This is a genomic window from Pseudomonas sp. CFBP 5748, from assembly GCF_053850495.1.
In genome coordinates, this window is sequence record NZ_JBSPTN010000012.1 from 150,998 (window position 1) to 174,073 (window position 23,076).

At 62.1% G+C, this 23,076-nt stretch carries 18 protein-coding genes; 16 read left to right on the forward strand and 2 right to left on the reverse strand.

Annotated features, from left to right (window positions below; all coding sequences use genetic code 11):
- Positions 1-7 precede the first annotated feature (7 nt).
- The 5 genes from ACWNZ1_RS23825 to ACWNZ1_RS23845 all read left to right on the forward strand — a co-directional run bounded on the left by ACWNZ1_RS23825 (position 8) and on the right by ACWNZ1_RS23845 (position 4,375).
- Positions 8-895, forward strand: coding sequence for a BKACE family enzyme (locus tag ACWNZ1_RS23825; protein WP_135847545.1), 888 nt, complete (start codon positions 8-10; stop codon positions 893-895).
- 155 nt (positions 896-1,050) lie between these two features.
- Positions 1,051-2,016 carry an L-carnitine dehydrogenase gene (locus ACWNZ1_RS23830; RefSeq protein WP_135847546.1) on the forward strand — a complete coding sequence of 322 codons (966 nt, stop codon included), beginning with the start codon at positions 1,051-1,053 and terminating at the stop codon, positions 2,014-2,016.
- 127 nt (positions 2,017-2,143) lie between these two features.
- On the forward strand, positions 2,144-2,620 hold the full coding sequence (locus ACWNZ1_RS23835; RefSeq protein WP_135847547.1) for a thioesterase family protein: 477 nt from the start codon (positions 2,144-2,146) through the stop codon (positions 2,618-2,620).
- A gap of 19 nt (positions 2,621-2,639) precedes the next feature.
- On the forward strand, positions 2,640-3,803 hold the full coding sequence (locus tag ACWNZ1_RS23840; RefSeq protein ID WP_280944511.1) for a gamma-butyrobetaine dioxygenase: 1,164 nt from the start codon (positions 2,640-2,642) through the stop codon (positions 3,801-3,803).
- 311 nt (positions 3,804-4,114) lie between these two features.
- Positions 4,115-4,375, forward strand: coding sequence for a hypothetical protein (locus ACWNZ1_RS23845; RefSeq protein ID WP_135847549.1), 261 nt, complete (start codon positions 4,115-4,117; stop codon positions 4,373-4,375).
- Positions 4,376-4,533: 158 nt separating this feature from the next.
- Here ACWNZ1_RS23845 and gbdR read toward each other — a convergent pair whose 3' ends face one another.
- Entirely contained in the window at positions 4,534-5,637 is a 1,104-nt protein-coding gene (gene gbdR / locus ACWNZ1_RS23850; protein WP_013694424.1) for a choline metabolism transcriptional regulator GbdR, read from the reverse strand.
- A 615-nt stretch (positions 5,638-6,252) separates the two neighbouring features.
- Positions 6,253-7,629, reverse strand: a complete 1,377-nt coding sequence (locus tag ACWNZ1_RS23855; protein WP_135847550.1) for an L-serine ammonia-lyase — start codon at positions 7,627-7,629, stop codon at positions 6,253-6,255.
- Positions 7,630-8,056: 427 nt separating this feature from the next.
- Between ACWNZ1_RS23855 and ACWNZ1_RS23860 the strand changes: the two genes are divergently transcribed.
- From ACWNZ1_RS23860 to ACWNZ1_RS23910, 11 genes are all read left to right on the forward strand, one after another.
- Positions 8,057-9,004, forward strand: coding sequence for a choline ABC transporter substrate-binding protein (locus tag ACWNZ1_RS23860; RefSeq protein WP_135847551.1), 948 nt, complete (start codon positions 8,057-8,059; stop codon positions 9,002-9,004).
- A gap of 71 nt (positions 9,005-9,075) precedes the next feature.
- On the forward strand, positions 9,076-9,921 hold the full coding sequence (gene choW / locus ACWNZ1_RS23865; protein WP_135847552.1) for a choline ABC transporter permease subunit: 846 nt from the start codon (positions 9,076-9,078) through the stop codon (positions 9,919-9,921).
- On the forward strand, positions 9,918-11,096 hold the full coding sequence (gene choV / locus ACWNZ1_RS23870; RefSeq protein ID WP_135847553.1) for a choline ABC transporter ATP-binding protein: 1,179 nt from the start codon (positions 9,918-9,920) through the stop codon (positions 11,094-11,096). The genes choW and choV overlap by 4 nt, the downstream gene beginning before the upstream one ends.
- 325 nt (positions 11,097-11,421) lie before the next feature.
- A complete protein-coding gene (gene betI, locus ACWNZ1_RS23875) occupies positions 11,422-12,042 on the forward strand; it encodes a transcriptional regulator BetI (protein WP_265072480.1) in 621 nt (206 codons plus the stop codon).
- 79 nt (positions 12,043-12,121) lie between these two features.
- Entirely contained in the window at positions 12,122-13,594 is a 1,473-nt protein-coding gene (betB, locus tag ACWNZ1_RS23880) for a betaine-aldehyde dehydrogenase (RefSeq protein WP_135847555.1), read from the forward strand.
- A gap of 117 nt (positions 13,595-13,711) precedes the next feature.
- Positions 13,712-15,415, forward strand: a complete 1,704-nt coding sequence (gene betA / locus ACWNZ1_RS23885) for a choline dehydrogenase (RefSeq protein ID WP_135847556.1) — start codon at positions 13,712-13,714, stop codon at positions 15,413-15,415.
- Positions 15,416-15,634: 219 nt separating this feature from the next.
- A complete protein-coding gene (locus ACWNZ1_RS23890) occupies positions 15,635-17,077 on the forward strand; it encodes a TldD/PmbA family protein (RefSeq protein WP_265072481.1) in 1,443 nt (480 codons plus the stop codon).
- Positions 17,077-18,414, forward strand: a complete 1,338-nt coding sequence (locus ACWNZ1_RS23895) for a TldD/PmbA family protein (protein WP_456027925.1) — start codon at positions 17,077-17,079, stop codon at positions 18,412-18,414. The genes ACWNZ1_RS23890 and ACWNZ1_RS23895 overlap by 1 nt, the downstream gene beginning before the upstream one ends.
- Positions 18,415-18,504: 90 nt before the next feature.
- The gene (mdtD, locus tag ACWNZ1_RS23900) at positions 18,505-19,953 is read left to right on the forward strand and encodes a multidrug transporter subunit MdtD (protein WP_406550196.1); all 1,449 of its coding nucleotides are present in this window, start codon (positions 18,505-18,507) and stop codon (positions 19,951-19,953) included.
- 295 nt (positions 19,954-20,248) lie between these two features.
- Positions 20,249-21,586, forward strand: a complete 1,338-nt coding sequence (gene dbpA, locus ACWNZ1_RS23905) for an ATP-dependent RNA helicase DbpA (protein WP_238340361.1) — start codon at positions 20,249-20,251, stop codon at positions 21,584-21,586.
- Between the two features lie 158 nt (positions 21,587-21,744).
- Positions 21,745-22,923 carry an NAD(P)/FAD-dependent oxidoreductase gene (locus ACWNZ1_RS23910; RefSeq protein ID WP_456027926.1) on the forward strand — a complete coding sequence of 393 codons (1,179 nt, stop codon included), beginning with the start codon at positions 21,745-21,747 and terminating at the stop codon, positions 22,921-22,923.
- Positions 22,924-23,076: the final 153 nt, after the last annotated feature.

Genomic DNA, 23,076 nt, shown 5'->3' on the forward strand with positions numbered 1-23,076 from the left:
CCGCACCATGAACCACGACGTCATCATCACCTGCGCACTCACCGGTGCTGGCGACACGACCGCCAAGAGCCCTCACGTACCGGTCACCCCGAAACAGATCGCCGCGGCCGCCGTTGAAGCCGCGAAGGCCGGGGCCACGGTGGTCCATTGCCACGTTCGCGATCCGCAGACCGGCAAGTTCAGCCGTGACGTGGCGCTGTACCGCGAAGTGATGGAGCGCATCCGTGAGGCGGACGTCGACATCATCGTCAACCTCACCGCCGGCATGGGCGGCGACCTGGAGATCGGTGGCGGCGAAAACCCGATGGAGTTCGGCCCCAACACCGACCTGGTGGGCCCGCTGACTCGCCTGGCTCACGTCGAGGAGCTGTTGCCGGAAATCTGCACCCTGGATTGCGGCACCCTGAACTTCGGCGACGGCGACACCATTTACGTCTCCACACCGGCGCAACTGCGGGCCGGTGCCAAGCGCATCACCGAATTGGGGGTCAAGGCCGAGCTGGAAATCTTCGACACCGGCCACCTGTGGTTCGCCAAACAACTGATCAAGGAAGGCCTGCTGGACAACCCGCTGTTCCAGCTCTGCCTGGGCATCCCGTGGGGCGCACCGGCCGACACCACCACCATGAAAGCCATGGTCGACAACCTGCCGGCGGACGCCGTGTGGGCCGGCTTCGGCATCGGCCGCATGCAAATGCCGATGGCGGCCCAGGCCGTGCTGTTGGGTGGCAACGTGCGGGTCGGACTGGAGGACAACCTGTGGCTGGACAAGGGCGTGCTCGCCACCAACGGCCAACTGGTGGAGCGCGCCGGCGAAATCCTCAGCCGCCTGGGGGCACGCGTGCTCACGCCAGCTGAGGGGCGCAAGAAGATGGGCCTGACCCAGCGCGGCTAAATCGACACCTCCTCCTTTTGGAAAAAGGCCTGTGGGAGTAAGGCTTGCCCGCGATGACGGTGTGTCAGTCGACATCAACGTTGAATGCAACGCCGCCATCGCGGGCAAGCCTTGCTCCCACAAGTGATCAGCGATCTCTTTTCAGGAAATCACCCATGAGTTTCATCACCGACATCAAAACCTTCGCCGCCCTGGGCAGCGGTGTGATCGGCAGCGGCTGGGTCAGCCGCGCCCTGGCCCATGGCCTGGACGTCGTCGCCTGGGACCCGGCACCGGGCGCCGAAGCGGCGCTGCGCAAACGCGTTGCCAACGCCTGGGGCGCACTGGAGAAACAGGGCCTGGCGCCCGGCGCCTCGCAGGATCGGCTGCGCTTTGTCGCGACCATCGAAGAATGCGTGCGCGACGCCGACTTCATCCAGGAAAGCGCCCCCGAGCGCCTGGAACTGAAACTTGAGCTGCACGCTCAGATCAGCGCCGCCGCCAAGCCGAACGCGCTGATCGGCTCCAGCACTTCGGGGCTGCTGCCAAGCGAATTCTACGAAGGCTCCACCCACCCGGAACGCTGCGTGGTCGGGCACCCGTTCAACCCGGTCTACCTGTTGCCACTGGTGGAAGTCGTGGGCGGTAAAAACACCGCGCCAGAAGCGGTGCAGGCGGCGATGAAAGTCTACGAATCCCTCGGCATGCGGCCACTGCATGTACGCAAGGAAGTACCCGGTTTCATCGCCGACCGCCTGCTTGAAGCGCTGTGGCGCGAAGCCCTGCACCTGGTCAACGATGGGGTGGCAACCACCGGGGAAATCGATGACGCCATCCGTTTTGGTGCCGGGTTGCGTTGGTCGTTCATGGGCACGTTCCTGACCTACACCCTGGCTGGCGGCGATGCCGGAATGCGCCACTTCATGGCCCAGTTCGGCCCGGCATTGCAGTTGCCGTGGACTTACCTGCCAGCACCGGAACTGACCGAGAAGCTGATCGACGATGTAGTGGAAGGGACCAGCGAGCAACTGGGCAGTCACAGCATTTCGGCGCTGGAGCGCTATCGTGATGATTGCCTGCTGGCAGTGCTGGAAGCGGTGAAAACCACCAAGGCCAAACACGGAATGTCTTTCACTGAATAACCCCCTGTGGGAGCGGGCTTGCTCGCGAAGAGGCCAGTACATCCGCTAAATATCCTGCGGTAGATACACCACCTTCGCGAGCAAGCCCGCTCTCACATGAACCCCAATCTTCTGCTGGATCGTCATCATGCCCACCCTCACCACCTACCAAACCCGCATCCTCCCGGAATGGGTCGACTACAACGGCCACCTGCGCGATGCCTTTTACCTGCTGATCTTCAGCTACGCCACCGACGCGCTGATGGACAGCCTCGGCATGGACAGCCAGAACCGCGAGGCCAGCGGCCACTCGCTGTTCACCCTTGAACTGCACCTCAATTACCTGCACGAAGTGAAGCTCGACGCCGAAGTTGAGGTGCGCACGCAGATCATCGGCCACGACAGCAAGCGGCTGCACCTTTACCACAGCCTGCACCTGGCCGGCGGCGACAAAGAACTGGCCGGCAATGAGCAAATGCTGCTGCATGTCGACCTGGCCGGCCCGCGCTCGGCGCCCTTCACGGAACCGACCCTGGACCGCCTCAAAGCCCTGCTCGACCAACAATCGGACCTGCCGCCCCCCGCGTACATCGGCCGAGTCATCGCACTGCCCCCCGCCCGATAGCTTCGAACAGGAGACCGCCATGAACACCGCCGCCGCTTTTGCCGATTTCCGTCGTTATCCCCTGGTCTGCGCGCTGAGCGCTGTAACGTCCCTGGGCGACCGACTGCAAGTGACCTGGGCCGATGGCCGGATCAGTCCCTTCCATCACCCGTGGCTGCGGGACAACTGCCCTTGTTCGCAATGCGTCTATACCGTCACCCGCGAACAAGTCCTCGAAATCATCGACGTACCTGAAGACCTGGCGCCTCGCGCAACCTACCTCGACGAAGAAGGCTGCCTGTGTGTGGACTGGCAGGACGGCCACAATAGTCGTTTCGACCCGGGCTGGTTGCGCGCCCACGCCTACGACGACCAGTCCCGGGCCGAACGCCTGGCGAACAAGCCCAAAAGCCGCCTATGGCGACACGATCTGCAATTGCCGGTGTTCGATTACCCGGCGCTGATGGACGATGCCAATGCGCTGCTGCAATGGTTGCTGGCGGTGCGCGACATCGGCCTGACCCAAGTGCGCGGCGTGCCCACTGAGCCCGGTTCGCTGAAACAGCTCGCCCAGCGCATTTCCTTCATCCGCGAGAGCAACTTCGGCGTGCTGTTCAACGTGCAATCCAAAGCCGATGCCGACAGTAACGCCTACACCGCTTTCAACTTGCCGTTGCACAGCGACCTGCCAACCCGGGAGCTGCAACCGGGGCTGCAGTTCTTGCATTGCCTGGTGAATGACGCCGACGGGGGCGAGAGCATTTTTGTCGACGGTTTCGCCATCGCCGAGGCGCTGCGCCAGGAAGATCCCGAGGCCTTTGCCGCGCTGTGTGAAATCCCGGTGGAGTTTCGCAACAAGGACCGCCACAGCGATTACCGCTGCCTGGCGCCGATCATCGCCGTGGATGCCCTGGGGCAGGTCGCGGAAATCCGCATGGCGAATTTCCTGCGTGGGCCGTTCGACACCTCGGTCGAGCAAATGCCCAGGCTTTACCGCGCCTACCGCCGTTTCATCGCCCTGACCCGCGAGCCGCAGTTTCGCCTGATGCAGCGGCTCGAGCCCGGTCAGCTCTGGTGCTTCGACAACCGCCGCACCCTCCACGCCCGCAACGCCTTCGACCCGGCCACCGGTGCCCGGCACTTCCAGGGGTGCTATGTGGATCGGGATGAGTTGTTGTCGCGAATTCTGGTGTTACAGCGTTAGACCGCGTCATTGCTCGCGATAGCGGTCTGTCCAACACCCCATCACCACCGGATTCACCCAGGCAAAAAAATCCCCGATCAAGCCGTGACTGGATCGGGGCAGGTGCGTTACTGGAGGAGCTGTCGCGCGAGGGTGACCAAACCATCGTGATTCAGCTTGGGGTCAGTGTGCCCAGTCCAGGCCGATGCAAGTTAGCCGAAAACGACGCGCTCATAGTCATTCATGACATTGCGACCATTTGCCCTTGCCGCCGCTTCGGGCGGCTACCAGAATCGAGGCACGACCCCAATCCCTGAACAAGGAAAAGCGTCATGATGCACGCCGATTTGATCGACCAGGAAGACCTGCTGGGCCAGCTCAAGGCCCTGGGGTTGCAGATACCCAGCGGCTCCACTGCCCAGCAGGCCTGCGAATGCGCCGTGCGGGGGCTGGACACGGTCCGCGCCAATGCACTGCGCAAATTGGTCAAGGACATGTACACCAGCAGTGCGACCATCCTGCCAGCCGTGCGCCAGGCGATTGATAAGCAATTGTTGCCTGCATTGGCGGAGTATCAGCAGACCCATAGCTGACCCTATGGCCAGGGAGCTTGCTCCCGCCCGGCTCTGTAGGCGCTGGCGAAGCCTGCGATCTTTTGATCTTTCACTTGAGATTCAAGTGTCTGGGGAAAGATCGCAGCCTCGTTGCACTCGACAGCTCCTACGCCACCCAGCAGGAGCAAGCGTCGGTCTTAGAGCCTCACACTGGCAAACGTCGACTCATTGCGCGCCTGGCTCAGCGCCGACAGCGGGCCGGACAGCGGCGACAGCACCAGCGCCTGTGGCAGCGGCATCATCGCCACCTGCTGCGTGGTGTTGGAGCCTACGCGTTCGTCGCGCGGTGGAATGCCGAAGTATTCGCGGTAGCACTTGGAGAAGTGCGGGGTGGAGACGAAGCCACACACCGAAGCCACCTCGATGATCGACATCGGCGTCTGCTTGAGCAGTTGCCGGGCACGAATCAGTCGCAGCTTGAGGTAATAACGCGACGGCGAGCAGTGCAGGTATTTCTGGAACAACCGCTCCAGCTGCCGGCGGGAGACGGCGACGTACACCGCCAGTTCGTCCAGGTCGATCGGCTCTTCGAGGTTGGCCTCCATCAGCGCGACGATTTCCTGCAACTTCGGCTGGTTGGTGCCGAGCATGTGCTTGAGCGGCACGCGCTGGTGATCCTGCTCGTTGCGGATGCGCTCATAGACAAACATTTCCGAGATCGCAGCCGACAGTTCGCGGCCGTGATCGCGGCTGATCAGGTGCAGCATCATGTCCAGCGGCGCGGTGCCACCGGAGCTGGTGAAGCGGTTGCGGTCGAGGGTGAACAAGCGGGTGCTCATCGACACCCGCGGGAAGGCTTCCTGCATCGCCGCCAGGCATTCCCAGTGCACGCTGCAATCAAACCCGTCCAGCAGGCCGGCGCACGCCAGGGCCCAGCTGCCGGTGCAGACCGCACCGAGGCGACGGGATTGACGGGCCTGGCCTTGCAGCCATGACACGTGTTCGCGGGTGACGGTGCGTTGGATGCCGATGCCGCCACAGACGATGACCGTGTCCAGTGCCGGCGCTTTGTGCATGGAAGCATCCGGGGTGATCTGCAAACCGTCACTGGCCCAGACCTGACCACCATCGACGGTGAGGGTGGTCCAGCGATACAGCTCGCGACCGGACAGCTGGTTGGCCATGCGCAGCGGTTCTACCGCGGACGCCAGGGAAATCAGCGTGAAATTGTCCAGCAGCAAAAAGCCGATGGATTGAGGCGCACGGTTCTGGGGTTGGGCCCCGGAGTTGGACGTCGTCATCGCGGTATCTCCTCACACAAAGCGGGTGATGGCCTCAGGCGGAGGCTCTTTTTATTGGTTATTGCCATCGTTCTCACGAGGGAGACGGGCTTTACAGCGATAGAGCAATTGCCATGCCTAAATTGAATGTGCGTTCAATAAATCCTGAAAACGACATCGCGGCCTGTCTATATAAGGCGCGCGGCGAGTACGGTTATAAGCGTCATCAATGGCGGCAGGCACCTGACACAGGCGGGCTGTGAGCAGTTCGGTAGCACTTGTGGTAACTGGGCTGCACCGCTTGCGCAACGGGTATCACTACAGGTGCGGATGACGGACGGTCGAGAGGCCTACAGCGGCGAACCCGACAACGGGCGTCTTATCTGTTTGCGACGCGCTAAAAGGTGGCGCGTTTGCGGATCGGTGTTCATTTAACGAGCGGTTTTCGATCCCTGCTACCGCTTGGCCACACCCTGTAGGAACTGCCGAAGGCTGCGATCTTTTGATCTTTCGCTTGCGACTCAATTGTCTGGGGCAAGATCGCAGCCTCGTTGCACTCGACAGCTCCTACGCAGCAGCTTCACCCCCCAGCGGGAGCAAGCTCCCTCGCCACGGGGGTTCCTTACAGCGCCCGGATCAGCATTCCACCGCACTGACCGCCAAGCCGCCCCGCGAAGTCTCTTTATATTTGTCATGCATGTCGGCGCCGGTATCGCGCATGGTGCGAATCACCCGATCCAGGGAAATGAAATGCTGGCCGTCGCCGCGCAGGGCCATTTGCGCCGCGTTGATAGCTTTCACTGCGGCAATTGCGTTGCGCTCGATGCACGGCACCTGCACCAACCCACCCACCGGGTCGCAGGTCAGGCCCAGGTTGTGTTCCAGGCCGATTTCCGCCGCGTTGCACAGTTGCTCAGGCGTGGCGCCGAGGATTTCCGCCAGGCCCGCCGCCGCCATGGCGCAGGCCGAGCCCACCTCGCCCTGGCAACCGACTTCGGCGCCGGAGATCGAGGCGTTCTTTTTGCACAGGATCCCCACTGCCGCCGCCCCCAGGAAATAATCCACCACGTTGGCATCGGTGACCGCTTCGCTGAACTTCATGAAGTAGTGCAATACCGCCGGAATGATCCCCGCCGCGCCATTGGTCGGCGCCGTGACCATGCGCCCGCCGGCAGCGTTTTCCTCATTGACCGCCAAGGCGAACAGGTTGACCCATTCCATGGCGCTCAATGTCGAGCCGATGACATTCGGCTTGTTCAGCTCTTGCAGACTACGATGCAGCTTGGCCGCACGCCGGCGCACATTCAAACCGCCAGGCAGGATGCCTTCGTGCTTGAGGCCCTGCTCGACGCAATCTTGCATGGCCCGCCAGAGCACCATCAGGCCACTGCGGATCTCTTCTTCCGAGCGCCACACCTTTTCGTTGGCCATCATCAATTCAGCCACCCGCAGGTTGTGGGTGCGACACAACTCGAGCAGTTCCTCGGCGCTGGAAAAATCGTAAGGCAGCTCGGTGCGGTCCAGATCCACCACACCGCTGGAGGCCTGGGCCTGATCGACGACAAAACCACCGCCGACCGAGTAGTAGGTGTCACGGTGCAACTCACCGTTTTCGCCCTCGGCCACCAGCGTCATCGCGTTGGGGTGGAACGGCAGGTTTTCGTCAATCAGGCGCATGTCCCGGGCCCATATGAAAGGCACCGGCAGGCGACCGTCCAGCTGCAGGGTCTGGGTTTCGCGCAACAGCGCGATGCGCGGGCCGATCTGCGACGGATCGATTGCGTCCGGCCACTCGCCCATCAACCCCATGATCACCGCGTTATCGCTGCCGTGGCCAATACCGGTGGCCGACAACGAACCGAACAACTGCACCTCGACCCGGCGCACATCATGTAACTGGGCTTTGGCCCGCAGCGCGTCAACAAACAACGCCGCCGCACGCATGGGCCCAACAGTGTGGGAGCTGGACGGGCCGATACCGATTTTGAACAGGTCGAATACGCTGATTGCCATTGCCGAAAATCTCCAGAACGAGCACATCCGGGCGCAGGAGCGCCCGGTGACGGAGCTGCTACGCTCAACGCCGGGATGGCCGCATCATCGGGCTTTTGCCTGGGAGGTCGACGTCTGACACCGACGCAATTATGCCCAGCAACGCCGCCCGGCTTTTACCCAGGTTTTACGCCGCTTTTTTGCAGATCAGAGGGCTGCCGAGGGCGGAAAAAATCTATAAACGACGTCACCGACACTGGATGCGACCCTCCCTGTACTGGATACGACTCACCCTGTAGGCGTCAGATTTGCACTGGTACATGATCGGTTACGGCTCGTTTGCAAGGCCGCGTGTCAGAGAGTGCCCACGCGCCACCAACCGCAACATCCAATATTAAGCGCGGTTGTCCTGACCGGACACTGCCGATAAAACACCAGGAGTCCACCCATGAAAGGTTCCACGTCGTTGTTGTTGGCCGCCATGCTGAGTCTTCCGATGCTGGCCAACGCTGCAGAACCCGAACAGTGCAGCACCGTTAACTTCTCTGATGTCGGCTGGACCGACATCACCGTCACCACCGCCACCACCAGCGTGGTACTCGATGCCCTTGGCTACAAGACCAAGACCACCATGATCTCTGTGCCGGTGACCTATAAGTCCCTGGCCGACGGCAAGAACATGGACGTGTTCCTCGGCAACTGGATGCCGACCATGGAAAACGACATCAAGGCCTATCGCGAGGCCGGCACCGTGGAAACCGTGCGCACCAACCTCAAGGGCGCCAAGTACACCCTCGCGGTGCCCCAGGCTCTGTACGACAAGGGTCTGCATGACTTCGCCGACATCCCCAAATTCAAGAAAGAACTGGACGGCAAGATCTACGGGATCGAGCCGGGCAACGACGGCAACCGCCTGATCCAGAGCATGATCGAAAAGAACGCCTTCGGCCTGAAGGACGCCGGCTTCAAAGTCGTCGAGTCGAGTGAAGCGGGCATGCTCTCGCAGGTCGATCGCGCAGCGAAGCGCGGTACCGACGTGGTGTTCCTTGGCTGGGCGCCACACCCGATGAATACCCGTTTCAAGATCCAGTACCTGACCGGCGGCGACGACTTCTTCGGCCCGGATTTTGGCGCCGCCACCGTGGCGACCAATACCCGCAAGGGCTACAGCCAGGAATGCAGCAACGTGGGTCAATTGTTGAAAAACCTTGAGTTCACTGTCGACATGGAAAGCACGCTGATGGGCAACGTGCTCGACGACAAGATGAAGCCTGAGGCTGCCGCCAAGGCCTGGCTGAAGAAGAACCCACAGGTGCTCGATACCTGGCTCGCTGGCGTGACCACCATTGACGGTAAACCAGGCCTGGAAGCCGTGAAAGCCAAACTTGCGCAGTAACTGCTTATGTTATGCCGGGCGGGTTCGCTCGCCCGGGCTGTTTATTCCCTTGCATGCGGACGTTCACTACCATGCTCATTGATCAGAAAATACCTTTAGGCCAGTACATCGCCGGCTTCGTCGAATGGTTGACGCAACATGGCGCCAACACTTTCGACGCAATCGCGCTGTTCCTGGAAACGATGATCCACGGCGTGACGTTTGCGCTGACCTGGTTCAACCCGTTGGCCTTGATCGGCCTCATCGCCTTGCTGGCTCACTTCATCCAGCGCAAATGGGGCCTGACCGTATTTGTCATCGCGTCCTTTCTGCTGATCCTGAACCTGGGTTACTGGCAGGAGACCATGGAAACCCTCGCCCAAGTGCTGTTCGCGACCCTGGTTTGCGTACTGATCGGCGTGCCGCTGGGCATTGTTGCCGCGCACAAGCCGATGTTCTACACAGTGATGCGTCCGGTGCTCGATCTGATGCAGACCGTACCGACCTTCGTATACCTCATTCCTACCCTGACCCTTTTCGGTCTGGGTGTGGTCCCAGGCTTGATCTCCACAGTGGTGTTCGCGATTGCCGCGCCCATCCGCCTGACCTACCTGGGCATCCGCGACGTTCCAGACGAACTGATGGACGCCGGTAAAGCCTTCGGCTGCTCCCGTCGCCAGCTCCTGTCACGCATTGAACTGCCCCACGCGATGCCCAGCATCGCGGCCGGTATCACCCAGTGCATCATGCTGTCGTTGTCGATGGTGGTGATCGCCGCACTGGTGGGTGCCGATGGCCTGGGCAAACCCGTGGTCAACGCACTGAACACCGCCGATATCGCCTTGGGCTTCGAAGCTGGCCTGGCAATCGTACTGCTGGCGATCATGCTCGACCGAATCTGCAAACAACCCGACGCTAAAGTAGGGGGTGACGCATGAGCATAATCCGCTTCGAAGAAGTCGACGTGATCTTCTCCAGGGATCCACGCGAGGCCCTCAAACTGCTTGACCAAGGCATGACCCGCAACGAAATCCTGAAGAAAACCGGGCAAATCGTCGGCGTGGAAAAAGCCAGCCTGGACATCGAGAAAGGCGAAATCTGCGTGTTGATGGGCCTGTCCGGCTCCGGCAAATCCAGCCTGCTGCGCTGCATCAACGGCTTGAACACCGTGAGTCGCGGCAAGTTGTTCGTCGAGCATGAAGGCCGGCAGATCGACATTGCCTCCTGCACCCCCGCTGAATTGAAGATGATGCGCACCAAGCGCATCGCCATGGTGTTCCAGAAATTCGCCCTGATGCCTTGGCTGACGGTGCGCGAGAACATCAGTTTCGGCCTGGAAATGCAGGGTCGGCCAGAAAAGGAACGCCGCAAGCTGGTGGACGAGAAGCTTGAGCTGGTGGGCCTGACCCAATGGCGCAACAAGAAGCCGGATGAGCTCTCTGGCGGCATGCAGCAACGGGTCGGCCTGGCCCGCGCCCTGGCGATGGACGCTGACATTCTGCTGATGGACGAACCCTTCTCGGCCCTCGACCCGCTGATCCGCCAAGGCCTGCAGGACGAACTGCTGGAGCTGCAACGCAAGCTGAGCAAGACCATCGTGTTCGTCAGCCACGACCTCGACGAAGCCCTGAAACTGGGCAGCCGTATCGCGATCATGAAGGACGGCCGGATCATCCAGTACAGCAAGCCGGAACAGATCGTATTGAACCCGGCGGACGACTATGTGCGTACATTTGTCGCCCACACCAACCCGCTCAACGTTCTTTGCGGCCGCAGCCTGATGCGCACCCTGGACAACTGCAAGCGTATTAACGGTTCGGTATGCCTGGACCCGGGCGGCGATTCCTGGCTCGACCTGGCCGAAGGCAACACCATCAAGGGCGCCCGGCAGAACGGCGCGGCGCTGGACCTGCAAAACTGGGCACCGGGCCAAGCCGTCGAAGATCTGGGTCGCCGTCCGACCCTGGTGGACTCCAACATCGGCATGCGCGACGCCTTGCAGATCCGCTACCAGACCGGCAACAAACTGGTGCTTCACGATAACCAGAAAGTCGTCGGGATCCTGGGCGACAGCGAGCTGTACCACGCACTGCTCGGCAAGAACCTGGGCTGAGCCAAGGCCAACAAAAACGCCGCGAGATGATCGCGGCGTTTTTGTTTGGGTGGTGCTAACGGCTAACAACTCTGGGGCTGCTTCGCAGCCCAACGGGGATAAATCCCCTCGCACAACAGTATTCCAGCTATCAAGTGCATTAAGCCTACATGCCAACCGACGAGTGTTATAAAGACATCCCTAAAAGTCCTCGCCCCGGCAAACAGCGACGACTTGTCATAGAACTTATTTTTTGTTGATTGAACGTTCAATCAAAACAAAATAGACTGGCTTTCATTCCGGCAAACGACACTCGTGCGCCGGATGGCCTAAGGAGATGTGCTAGATGCCCAAGGTCGGTATGCAACCCATCCGCCGCCAGCAATTGATCGAAGCCACGTTACAAGCGGTCGATCAGGTCGGCATGGGGGACGCCAGCATTGCGCTGATCGCCCGTTTGGCCGGTGTCTCCAACGGCATCATCAGTCACTACTTTCAGGACAAGAATGGCCTGATCGCGGCCACGGCCCAGTACCTGATGACTGTCCTGAGCGAGAACGTCACCGCGCGCCGCCAAGCGCTGGAGGACCCGAGCCCACGGGCTCACTTGAAGGTAATCATCGAAGGCAACTTCGACGCCAGCCAGGTCAATGGCCCGGCAATGAAAACCTGGCTGGCCTTCTGGGCCACCAGCATGCACCACCCGTCATTGCACAGGTTGCAGCGGATAAACGATCACCGCCTGTATTCCAACCTGTGTTGCCAGTTCCGCCGCGTATTGTCCCTCGATGAGGCACGCAGCGCGGCACGGGGCCTGGCCGCTCTGATTGACGGCTTGTGGCTGCGCGGGGCGCTGTCGGGAGACGCGTTCGATACCGCCCAGGCACATCGGATCGCTTACGAATACATGGATTTACAACTGGCCAAATCAGGGGTGCCAGAGCACACAGAACCGCTCGATTCCTGAACCGCCGCCGAACTGCGTAGTCAGCTATAGACGACACGCCCGGTGGCCAGCCAACCACTCATGCACTTGCGAGGACTTTATGGCCCGTTTCGAACTGCAAAAACTCTACATCGATGGCGCGTACAGCGATGCCAGCGGCGATGCCACTTTCGAAGCCATCAACCCTGCCAACGGTGAAGTTCTTGCCCAGGTGCAGCGCGCAACGTTCGAGGACGTCGAGCGCGCCGTGGTCAGCGCCGAAAAGGGCCAGAAAGTCTGGGCCGCCATGACCGCCATGCAGCGTTCGCGCATCCTGCGCCGCGCCGTGGACATCCTGCGCGAGCGCAACGATGAGCTGGCCGCCCTGGAAACCCTCGACACTGGCAAAGCCTATTCCGAAACCCGCTACGTCGACATCGTCACCGGCGCCGACGTGCTGGAATACTATGCCGGCCTGGTGCCCGCCATCGAAGGCGAGCAGGTGCCGCTGCGCACCACTTCGTTCGTCTACACCCGTCGCGAGCCGCTGGGTGTGGTGGCCGGTATCGGCGCATGGAACTACCCGATCCAGATCGCCCTGTGGAAATCCGCACCCGCCCTGGCGGCCGGTAACGCGATGATCTTCAAACCGAGCGAAGTCACCTCGCTGACCACCCTGAAACTGGCCGAGATCTACACCGAAGCCGGCGTTCCAGCGGGCGTATTCAACGTATTGACTGGCAGCGGCCGTGAAGTCGGCACTTGGCTGACCGAGCACCCGCGCATCGAGAAAATCTCCTTCACCGGTGGCACCGACACCGGCAAGAAAGTCATGGCCAGCGCCTCGAGCTCTTCGCTCAAGGACGTGACCATGGAACTGGGCGGCAAGTCGCCGCTGATCATCTTCGACGACGCCGACCTGGATCGCGCCGCCGACACCGCGATGATGGCCAACTTCTACAGCTCCGGCCAGGTCTGCACCAACGGCACCCGCGTGTTCGTGCCGAGCCACCTCAAGGCAGCGTTCGAAGCCAAGATCGCCGAGCGCGTGGCACGCATCCGCATCGGCAATCCCGAGGACGAAAACACCAACTTCGGCCCGCTGGTGAGCTTCGCCCACATGGAAAGCGTGCTGGGCTACATCGAGAAAGGTAAGGCCGAGGGTGCACGCTTGCTGTGCGGCGGCACTCGCCTGACCGACGGCGAACTGGCCAAGGGCGCATTCGTCGCGCCGACCGTGTTCACTGACTGCACCGACGAAATGACCATCGTGCGTGAAGAAATCTTCGGCCCGGTGATGAGCATCCTCACCTATGAAACCGAAGAAGAAGTGATCCGCCGCGCCAACGACACCGACTTCGGCCTGGCCGCCGGCGTCGTCACCCGCGACCTCAACCGCGCCCACCGCGTGATCCACCAGCTCGAGGCCGGCATCTGCTGGATCAATGCCTGGGGTGAATCCGCCGCTGAAATGCCAGTCGGCGGCTACAAGCAATCGGGCGTAGGCCGTGAGAACGGGATCAGTTCGCTGAACAACTTCACACGCATCAAATCGGTACAGGTCGAACTGGGCGATTACGCGTCGGTGTTCTGATTCGCCGCAGAACCTGAGGCTGGGGCCGTTGTGGCGAGGGAGCTTGCTCCCTCGCCACAGAGGATATGGCATTCGGCAACCGCGACCTGAACCCAATTCAAAAAGAGGGTGCATTTCATGTCCCAAGAATTCGATTACATCATCATCGGTGCCGGTTCGGCCGGTAACACCCTGGCCACTCGCCTGACCGAAGATGAAGGCGTCACCGTCCTGTTGCTCGAAGCCGGCGGTCCGGACTATCGCCTGGACTTCCGCACACAAATGCCCGCCGCCCTGGCGTTCCCGCTGCAGGGCCGGCGCTACAACTGGGCCTACGAGACCGACCCGGAGCCGCACATGAACGGCCGTCGCATGGAGTGCGGTCGCGGCAAGGGCCTGGGCGGCTCTTCGCTGATCAACGGCATGTGCTACATCCGCGGCAACGCCCTGGACTATGACAACTGGGCCAAGCTACCGGGACTGGAAGACTGGACCTACCTGGACTGCCTGCCGTACTTCCGCAAAGCCGAAACCCGCGACATCGGCCCGAACGACTACCACGGCGGTGATGGCCCGGTCAGCGTGACCACACCCAAGGCTGGCAACAACCCGCTGTTCCACGCCATGGTCGAAGCCGGCGTGCAGGCCGGTTACCCACGTACCGAAGACCTCAACGGCTATCAGCAGGAAGGTTTCGGGCCGATGGACCGCACCGTGACGCCGAACGGTCGTCGCGCCAGCACCGCGCGCGGTTACCTGGACGTCGCCAAGAAGCGCTCCACGCTGACCATCGTCACCCACGCACTGACCGACAAGATCATCTTCGAAGGCAAACGGGCAGTGGGCGTGCGTTACCTGGTGGGCGCCGCCGAAGAGCGCGTCGAGGCCCGGGCGCGCAAGGAAGTGCTGCTGTGCTCTGGCGCCATCGCCTCGCCGCAAATCCTGCAACGTTCCGGCGTCGGTCCGGCCAAACTGCTGGAAAGCCTCGACATCCCAGTGGTCCATGATCTGCCGGGCGTGGGTGAAAACCTGCAGGATCACTTGGAGCTGTACCTGCAATACGCCTGCACCCAACCGGTTTCGCTGTACCCCTCGCTGCTCTGGTACAACCAGCCGGCCATCGGCGCCGAGTGGCTGTTCAACGGCACTGGCATCGGCGCCAGCAACCAATTCGAGGCCGGCGGTTTCATCCGCACCCGTCCGGATTTCGATTGGCCGAACATCCAGTACCACTTCCTGCCGGTGGCGATTAACTACAACGGCAGCAATGGGGTGAAGGAACACGGTTTCCAGGCGCACATGGGTTCCATGCGCTCGCCGAGCCGTGGCCGGATCCAGGCCAAGTCCAAGGACCCGCGCCAGTACCCGAGCATCCTGTTCAACTACATGGCCACCGAGCAGGACTGGCAGGAATTTCGCGATGGCATCCGCCTGACCCGCGAAATCATGCAACAGCCGGCGCTCGATCCGTTCCGTGGTCGTGAGATCAGCCCAGGCATCGACGTGCAGACGGACGAGCAACTGGACCAGTTCATTCGCGAACACGCCGAAACCGCTTTCCACCCGTCCTGCTCGTGCAAGATGGGCAGCGACGACATGGCAGTGGTAGACGGCGAAGGCCGCGTGCATGGCATGCAAGGCCTGCGGGTGGTCGATGCCTCGATCATGCCGATCATCACCACCGGCAACCTGAACGCACCAACGATCATGATCGCCGAGAAAATCGCTGACAAAATCCGCGGCCGCCAACCACTGCCGCGCAGCACCGCGCCGTACTACGTCGCCGGTGACGCGCCGGTGCGTGGTAAGCCGATGCGTGAAGTGGGGCCTACGGCCCAGTAAGCTTTCGCGAACAAGCTCGCTCCCACATTGGATCTGCGGCAGACACAGATTTTGTGCCTGACAGCCGTCAACTGTGGGGGCGGGCTTGCTCGCGATGATGTCCGACCTGACACCCAAATTCCCATCTGCCTTGATCCCTCCCCCGCCCAGGCCTAATCTAGGGCCGCCGCTTCAGTGCGCCGCACCTCGCTGCACCGCCACTCCAGACAAGGAGGTTCCATGTTCGACTTCCACCCCCAGCTCAAGCAGCGTTTTGCTGCCTTGCGCACGGGCGCTGAATTTTTTTCCCTGCGTTATGTGCGCGAGTCTGGCCAGCATTTGTCGGTACGCAAGAATGTCGCCGAACCGCCCAGCCTGGCCCGTGATGAAGGCGCAATGCTCACCGCGCGGGTCAACGGTGTCGAGGCGTATGCCTCCACCAACGACCTGTCCCAGGCCGGCCTGCAGGCAGCGCTGGAGCGGGCCGAGCGACAAGCCCGCCAGCTCAAGCCCCATGCCCTGCTCGACCTGCGCGAGCAAGCGGTGTCCAGTGACCGCGCCGATTACTTCTCGCCCCATTTCGACCAGGCCTTCCCTGCCCTGAGCGATTGCTACCAACTACTCGGCGACGAGTCGGCCGCGGTGCCTCAGGACGAGCGCCTGGTGAACTGGCAAGTCAGCATCGGCCTGACCCAGGTCGAGCAGATCTACCTCAACAGCGCCGGCGCCGAACTGCGCCAGGCCCAGCGTTTTATCTACCCGGCCCTGGAGGTCACCGCCTTCGACGGTCAGGACAGCCAGACCCGCACCTTGGGCCGTGAAAACTTCGGCCAGCAAGGTGGCTTCGATGTCATCAGTCGCTCTGGCCTGATTGGCGCGGGGCCGAGAATCGCCGACCAGGCCCTGCAACTGCTGATGGCACCCAATACCCCGCAAGGCCCGCGGGATCTGCTGCTGATGCCCGACCAGATGATGCTGCAGATCCACGAGTCCATCGGCCATCCGCTGGAGCTGGACCGCATCCTGGGAGACGAGCGCAATTACGCCGGCACCAGCTTCGTCAAGGCCGCCGACTTCGGACACCTGCAATACGGCTCCAGCCTGTTGAACGTGACCTTCGACCCAGACATTCCCGAAGAGCTGGCGAGCTACAGCCACGACGACGACGGTACTGCCGCGAGCAAACAGTTCCTGATTCGTGAAGGCCTGTTGCTGCGGCCACTGGGCGGTGCGCTGTCGCAATTTCGCGCAGGCCTTGCCGGTGTCGCCAACAGCCGTGCCTGCGGCTGGAATCGCCCGCCCATCGACCGCATGGCGAACCTGAACATCGAGCCCGGCGACCAGCCCCTGGAACAACTGATCCAAGGCATCGAGCACGGTGTGCTGATGCGCACCAACCGCTCCTGGTCCATCGACGATGCCCGCAACAAATTCCAGTTCGGCTGCGAGTGGGGCCAGTTGATCGAGAACGGCGAACTCAAGGGCGTGGTGAAAAACCCCAACTACCGGGGCATTTCCGCGCAGTTCTGGAAGAGCCTGCGCGCCGTGGGCGATGCCAGTACCTTCCAGGTCCTGGGCACGCCGAACTGCGGCAAGGGCGAGCCAAACCAGGTCATCCGTGTCGGCCATGCGTCGCCGGCCTGCGTGTTCAGCAACGTTGATGTATTTGGGGGAGATGCCTGATGAGCACCGTCAATAATCAGGCCGGAGCGTTCAAGGCGTTGGTCGACTGGCTGGGCGCTGCCCTGCACGAGCCGGAACAGTTCACCCTCAGCTACGCAGCCGAGTCCTCTGCTTTCGTGCGTTTCAACCACGGCAAAGTCCGCCAGGCCGGGCAGGTGCAACAGGCCAATGTCAGTTTCAAGCTGATTGATGACGGTCGCCACGCCGACTTGCAGATCACCTTGTCCGGCGAGGCCGAGACGGATTTGCAACGCCTGGCCGAGGGCCTGCAACAGTTGCGCGAAACCTTGCCGCTACTGCCCCGCGATCCGTACCTGCTGCTCAACCACAACCGCTGGCAGAGCAACAACGTGCAAGACCACCCACTGCCGGAAACCGAGCAAGCCGTAGCCGAAATCACCCGCGCCTCCGAAGGCCTGGACCTGGTCGGTTTCTACGCCGCCGGGCCTATCAGCCGTGGTTTCGCCAGTTCTTCAGGGGCGTTCGGCTGGCACCAAGCCAACAGCTTCAACTTCGATTTCAGCCTGTTCCATGAAAACGGCCAGGCGGTGAAAGCCAGTTACGCCGGGCATGAGTGGAGCAGCGAAGGGTTTGCCCGGCGCTTCGAGCAGGCCCGCGAGCAACTGGCGTTCCTCGGTCGGCCGCTGCGCACGCTACCGCCCGGCGAATACCGCGCCTACCTGGCACCGGCGGCCCTGGAAGAGATCATGGGCATGCTCAGCTGGGGCGGGTTCTCGGCCCGGGCAATTGCCAGCAAGCAGAGTCCACTGCAGAAGTTCTACGCCAACGAAGCCAACTTCAGCCCCAACGTGTGGCTGAGCGAGCAAGTCAGTGGCTCCTTGAGCCCGGCGTTTTCCGACGAAGGTTATCCGCGCGATGACCTGGCGCTGATCGCCAAGGGCACGGCGAATGCGCGGCTGGTCAACTCCCGCAGCGCCGCCGAGTACGGCCTCACCGCCAACGGCGCCAGCAGCTACGAATACCCCACGGCGCTGGTCATGAACGAAGGCCAGCTGGAGCAAAAAAATATCCTCGAACAGCTCGGCACCGGGTTGTACATCAGCAACCTCTGGTACCTGAATTACTCGGACCAACCGGCCGCGCGCCTGACCGGCATGACCCGCTTCGCCACGTTCTGGGTCGAGAACGGCCAGATCGTGGCGCCGGTCAGCACCATGCGTTTCGACGACAGCGTCTACAGCCTGCTCGGCTCACAACTCGAAGGCCTGACCCGGGAGCGCGAACTGCTGCTCTCGGCCAGCACCTACAGCCAGCGGGCGACGGCCTCGATGCTGTTGCCGGGGGCGCTGGTCAGGCGGTTGACCTTGACCCTGTAAAAAGCATCGCGGGCAAGCCTTGCTCCCACAGGATGTTCATCGTTCCTTGTGGGAGCATGGCTTGCCCGCGATGCAGCCACCACGGACACCCTGACTCGAACAAGAGGTCCCATGCCCAACCGTGCACCGCTCGACGCCGTCACCGCCCGCTGGCTCCCGTGGGTCGTGGCGATTGCCTTCTTCATGCAGTCCCTGGACGGGACCATCCTCAACACCGCCCTGCCTGCCATGGCCAGCGACCTGGCGGAAAACCCGTTGCGCATGCAAGGCGTAATCATCGCCTACATGCTCACCGTGGCGCTGCTGATCCCGGCCTCGGGTTGGATCGCCGACCGCTTCGGCACCAAGAAGATTTTCTTCGGCGCAATCCTGCTGTTCAGCTTCGGCTCGCTGCTGTGTGCCTTGTCCCACTCGCTGGGCATGCTGATCGGTGCGCGGGTGATCCAGGGCCTGGGCGGCGCGCTGATGATCCCGGTCGGCAGGCTGGTGGTACTGCGGGCCTACCCGCGTTCGGAGCTGGTGCGGATCATGGGTTTCATCACCATTCCCGGCCTGCTCGGCCCGCTGATCGGCCCGACCATGGGCGGCTGGATGGTGGAGTACCTGACCTGGCACTGGATCTTCCTGATCAACCTGCCGGTGGGCGTGATTGGCTGTTATGCGGTATGGAAGTTCATCCCCGACCTGCGCGGCAGCGAGCGCACCCGGTTCGATGGCCTGGGCTTTTTGCTGTTCGGCGCGGCGATGGTGCTGATCACCATTGCCATGGAAGGCCTGGGGGAACTGCACCTGCCGCACTTGCGGGTGATGTTGCTGCTGTTTGGCGGCATGGCCTGCCTGGCGGCTTATTGGCTGCGGGCCGGGCATGTCGAGAACCCGCTGTTCGCACCATCGCTGTTCAAGACCCGGACCTTCGCCGTGGGCATCCTCGGTAACCTGTTCGCCCGCCTGGGCAGCGGCGCCCTACCATTCCTGGTGCCGTTGCTGCTGCAAGTGGCCCTGGGCTATTCGCCGTCCCAGGCCGGCATGAGCATGCTGCCCCTGGCGGCGGCGGCCATGGTTGCCAAGTCCGTGGCCCGGCCATTGATCGAGCGCTTCGGCTACCGCACCGTGTTGACCGGCAACACCCTGGCCCTGGGCCTGATGCTGGCGAGCATGGGCCTGGTCAGCGAGCAAACGCCATATTGGTTGCTGCTGGCACAACTGGCCGTGTTGGGGGCGATCAACTCGCTGCAATTCACCGCGATGAACACCGTGACCCTGATCGACCTGGACGACGCCAGCGCCAGCAGCGGCAACAGCCTGCTGTCGGTGGTCGCGCAACTGTCCCTGAGCCTCGGCGTGGCCTGCGCCGGCGCCCTGCTCGGCGGCTTCACGGCCCAGGTTGGCAACGATGGGGTCGAGACGGTGCTGGGGGCGTTCCAGTTGACGTTCGTCACGGTGGGGGTCATGGCGATGCTGGCGGCGACGATTTTTTCGCAGTTGTCGAAACAGGATGGGCGGCGGGTCAAGCGGCCGGATGAGCATATCGAGCACTAAGCGGCTTCGTGGCTTGGCGCTTTTTGTGGGAGCAAGGCTTGCCCGCGATACAGGCAACTCGGTTTCCTGAAATATCGCGCCACCTTCGTCGCGAGCAAGCTTTGCTCCCACAGTTCCAGAGCCCCCACAGTTTCTGGATCTGCCATCCCTCAAGACAAGCGTTGCCCTCACAGCTCGTCCAGAACTTTCGAAGAAAGTGGCACGAGGCTGCTACACTGCGCGACATTTTGTTTTGCAGGCCAGTCCCGTGACCACCATTGCCACCGCTTTTAATACTTTGCCGCTGTCCGCCGCCATGCTGGCTAACCTCGAATCACTCGGTTATGCCCAGATGACGCCGATCCAGGCGCAGAGCTTGCCGGTGATCCTCAAGGGCATGGACCTGATCGCCCAGGCCAAGACCGGCAGCGGCAAGACCGCGGCTTTCGGCATCGGCCTGCTGAACCCGATCAACCCGCGCTTCTTCGGCTGCCAGGCGCTGGTGATGTGCCCGACCCGCGAGTTGGCCGACCAGGTTGCCAAGGAAATCCGTCGCCTGGCCCGCGCCGAAGACAACATCAAGGTCCTGACCCTGTGCGGCGGCGTGTCCTTCGGCCCACAGATCGCCTCCCTTGAGCACGGCGCCCACATCATCGTCGGCACCCCAGGGCGCATCCAGCAGCACCTGCGCAAAGGCTCGCTGGTGCTCGATGGCCTCAACACGCTGATCCTCGACGAAGCCGACCGCATGCTCGACATGGGCTTCTACGACGCGATCGAAGACATCATCCAGCAGACCCCGGAGCGCCGCCAGACACTGCTGTTCTCCGCCACCTACCCGGTCGGCATCAAGCAGCTGTCGTCCAAGTTCATGCGCAACCCGCAGCAAGTGAAGGCCGAGGCGTTTCACTCCGACGCGCAGATCGAGCAGCGCTTCTACGAGATCTCTCCTGAAGAACGCATGGACGCGGTCGTGAAGGTGCTGGCGCATTTCCGCCCGGCCTCCTGCGTGGCGTTCTGCTTCACCAAGCAGCAGGTTCAGGAAACCGTCGATCACCTGACGTCCAAAGGCATCTCCGCCGTCGGCCTGCATGGCGACCTGGAACAGCGCGACCGTGACCAGGTGCTGGCGATGTTCGCCAACCGCAGCACCTCGGTGCTGGTGGCTACCGATGTGGCGGCACGCGGCCTGGACATCGATGCCCTGGACATGGTCATCAACGTCGAACTGGCCCGGGACTCGGAAATCCATATCCACCGCGTCGGCCGCACCGGCCGCGCCGGGGAAAAAGGCATCGCCATCAGCCTGGTGGCGCCGTCCGAAGCCCACCGCGCCCAGGCCATCGAGCAACTGCAGAAGTCGCCGTTGAGCTGGGACCAACTGGACAACCTCAAATCCCAGGGTGGCGGCCCGCTGCTGCCGGCCATGAGCACCCTGTGCATCGGTGCCGGGCGTAAAGACAAAGTCCGCCCCGGCGACATCCTCGGTGCCCTGACCGGTGACGCCGGCATTCCCGGTGCCCAGGTCGGCAAGATCGCGATTTTCGACTTCCAGGCCTACGTGGCCGTGGAGCGCGGCATCGCCAAACAGGCCCTGCAACGCCTGAACGATGGCAAGATCAAGGGCCGGTCATTGCGGGTGCGGATCCTGTAACCGATCTTCCATCCAACGAAGATCCCCTTGTGGGAGCGGGCTTGCTCGCGAAGGCGGTGTATCAGTCGATTCAATGTTGACTGTCACACCGCCTTCGCGAGCAAGCCCGCTCCCACAGTGGTTTTCGGTGAAATTAGAATTTGTGAGAGGACACCGTTTTGCGCTCTACCGAAGTCGTGATCATTGGCGCTGGCGCCGCAGGGTTAATGTGCGCACTGACCGCTGCCGCGCGCGGACGGCAGGTGATGCTGCTGGACCACGCCAACAAGGCCGGCAAGAAAATCCTCATGTCGGGCGGTGGACGCTGCAATTTCACCAACATGTACACCGAGCCGGGCAATTTTCTCTCGCAGAACCCGCACTTCTGCAAATCGGCCCTGGCGCGCTATACCCAGTGGGATTTCATCGCCCTGGTGGCCAAGCACGGCGTGCCCTATCACGAGAAGAAGCTGGGACAGTTGTTCTGCGATAACAAGTCCAGCGACATCCTCGCCCTGCTGCTGGAGGAGTGCGACCAGGCTGGCGTCAAGCTGCACCTGGACACCTCGATCGAGCAGATCGAAAAAACCGCAGGCGGCTACCTGCTGCAAACCACCCTCGGGGCCATCAATTGCCAATCCCTGGTGATCGCGACTGGCGGCCTGTCGATCCCGACCCTGGGCGCTACCGGTTTCGGCTATCAGGTGGCGAAACAGTTTGGTCATGAGCTGCTACCAACCCGCGCCGGTCTGGTGCCGTTCACCATCACCGATCAGCTCAAGACGCTGTGCACCGAACTCTCGGGCACGTCGGTCGATTGCCTGGTGAGCTGCAACGAGCAGAGCTTTCGCGAGAACATCCTGTTCACCCACCGCGGTCTGAGCGGCCCGGCGATCTTGCAGATTTCGTCGTTCTGGGAACCGGGGGACACGGTGCAGATCAACCTGCTGCCGGACCACGACGTGCCGCAATGGCTGCAACAGCAACAGGCCGAACGCCCCAACAGCGAGCTGAAAACCCTGCTGGGCGAGCTGTTTACCAAGAAAATGGCCAACCTGCTGGTGGACACCTGGTTCGTCTCCAAACCCATGAAGCAATACACCCACGCGGAGCTGGCGGACATTGCCGAGAAACTGGCGAGCTGGAACGTCGTCCCGGCAGGCACCGAAGGCTATCGCACCGCCGAAGTCACCCTGGGTGGCGTCGACACCCGGGAAGTCTCGTCCAAGACCATGGAATCGCTGAAAAGCCCGGGCCTGTATTTCGTTGGCGAAGTGCTGGACGTCACCGGGCACCTGGGCGGGTTCAACTTCCAGTGGGCCTGGGCGTCGGGTTATGCGGCGGCGCAGTACGTCTGACCTGACACACATCAACGGTGGGAGCGGGCTTGCTCGCTCCCACAGTCGGTTGGTGGTGTATGCCGGAACACTTTTTGCTGCCAGATGTGATCGCCCCCATTGCGTCGGCGTCATTACTGCCTCAATTTAGCGTCATTGCCCGTCAGGCCCGTG

What these genes read in the sequence shown, in the direction of transcription:
- ACWNZ1_RS23845 (WP_135847549.1), top strand. Translation starts at nt 4,115, where the DNA reads ATGATGCACGCCGATTTGATCGACCAGGAAGACCTGCTGGGCCAGCTC.
- betB (WP_135847555.1), top strand. Translation starts at nt 12,122, where the DNA reads ATGGCCCGTTTCGAACTGCAAAAACTCTACATCGATGGCGCGTACAGC.
- ACWNZ1_RS23840 (WP_280944511.1), top strand. Translation starts at nt 2,640, where the DNA reads ATGAACACCGCCGCCGCTTTTGCCGATTTCCGTCGTTATCCCCTGGTC.
- ACWNZ1_RS23835 (WP_135847547.1), top strand. Translation starts at nt 2,144, where the DNA reads ATGCCCACCCTCACCACCTACCAAACCCGCATCCTCCCGGAATGGGTC.
- ACWNZ1_RS23895 (WP_456027925.1), top strand. Translation starts at nt 17,077, where the DNA reads ATGAGCACCGTCAATAATCAGGCCGGAGCGTTCAAGGCGTTGGTCGAC.
- choV (WP_135847553.1), top strand. Translation starts at nt 9,918, where the DNA reads ATGAGCATAATCCGCTTCGAAGAAGTCGACGTGATCTTCTCCAGGGAT.
- ACWNZ1_RS23890 (WP_265072481.1), top strand. Translation starts at nt 15,635, where the DNA reads ATGTTCGACTTCCACCCCCAGCTCAAGCAGCGTTTTGCTGCCTTGCGC.
- ACWNZ1_RS23830 (WP_135847546.1), top strand. Translation starts at nt 1,051, where the DNA reads ATGAGTTTCATCACCGACATCAAAACCTTCGCCGCCCTGGGCAGCGGT.
- ACWNZ1_RS23825 (WP_135847545.1), top strand. Translation starts at nt 8, where the DNA reads ATGAACCACGACGTCATCATCACCTGCGCACTCACCGGTGCTGGCGAC.
- ACWNZ1_RS23855 (WP_135847550.1), bottom strand. Translation starts at nt 7,629, where the DNA reads ATGGCAATCAGCGTATTCGACCTGTTCAAAATCGGTATCGGCCCGTCC.
- ACWNZ1_RS23860 (WP_135847551.1), top strand. Translation starts at nt 8,057, where the DNA reads ATGAAAGGTTCCACGTCGTTGTTGTTGGCCGCCATGCTGAGTCTTCCG.
- choW (WP_135847552.1), top strand. Translation starts at nt 9,076, where the DNA reads ATGCTCATTGATCAGAAAATACCTTTAGGCCAGTACATCGCCGGCTTC.
- gbdR (WP_013694424.1), bottom strand. Translation starts at nt 5,637, where the DNA reads ATGACGACGTCCAACTCCGGGGCCCAACCCCAGAACCGTGCGCCTCAA.
- betA (WP_135847556.1), top strand. Translation starts at nt 13,712, where the DNA reads ATGTCCCAAGAATTCGATTACATCATCATCGGTGCCGGTTCGGCCGGT.
- betI (WP_265072480.1), top strand. Translation starts at nt 11,422, where the DNA reads ATGCCCAAGGTCGGTATGCAACCCATCCGCCGCCAGCAATTGATCGAA.
- dbpA (WP_238340361.1), top strand. Translation starts at nt 20,249, where the DNA reads ATGCTGGCTAACCTCGAATCACTCGGTTATGCCCAGATGACGCCGATC.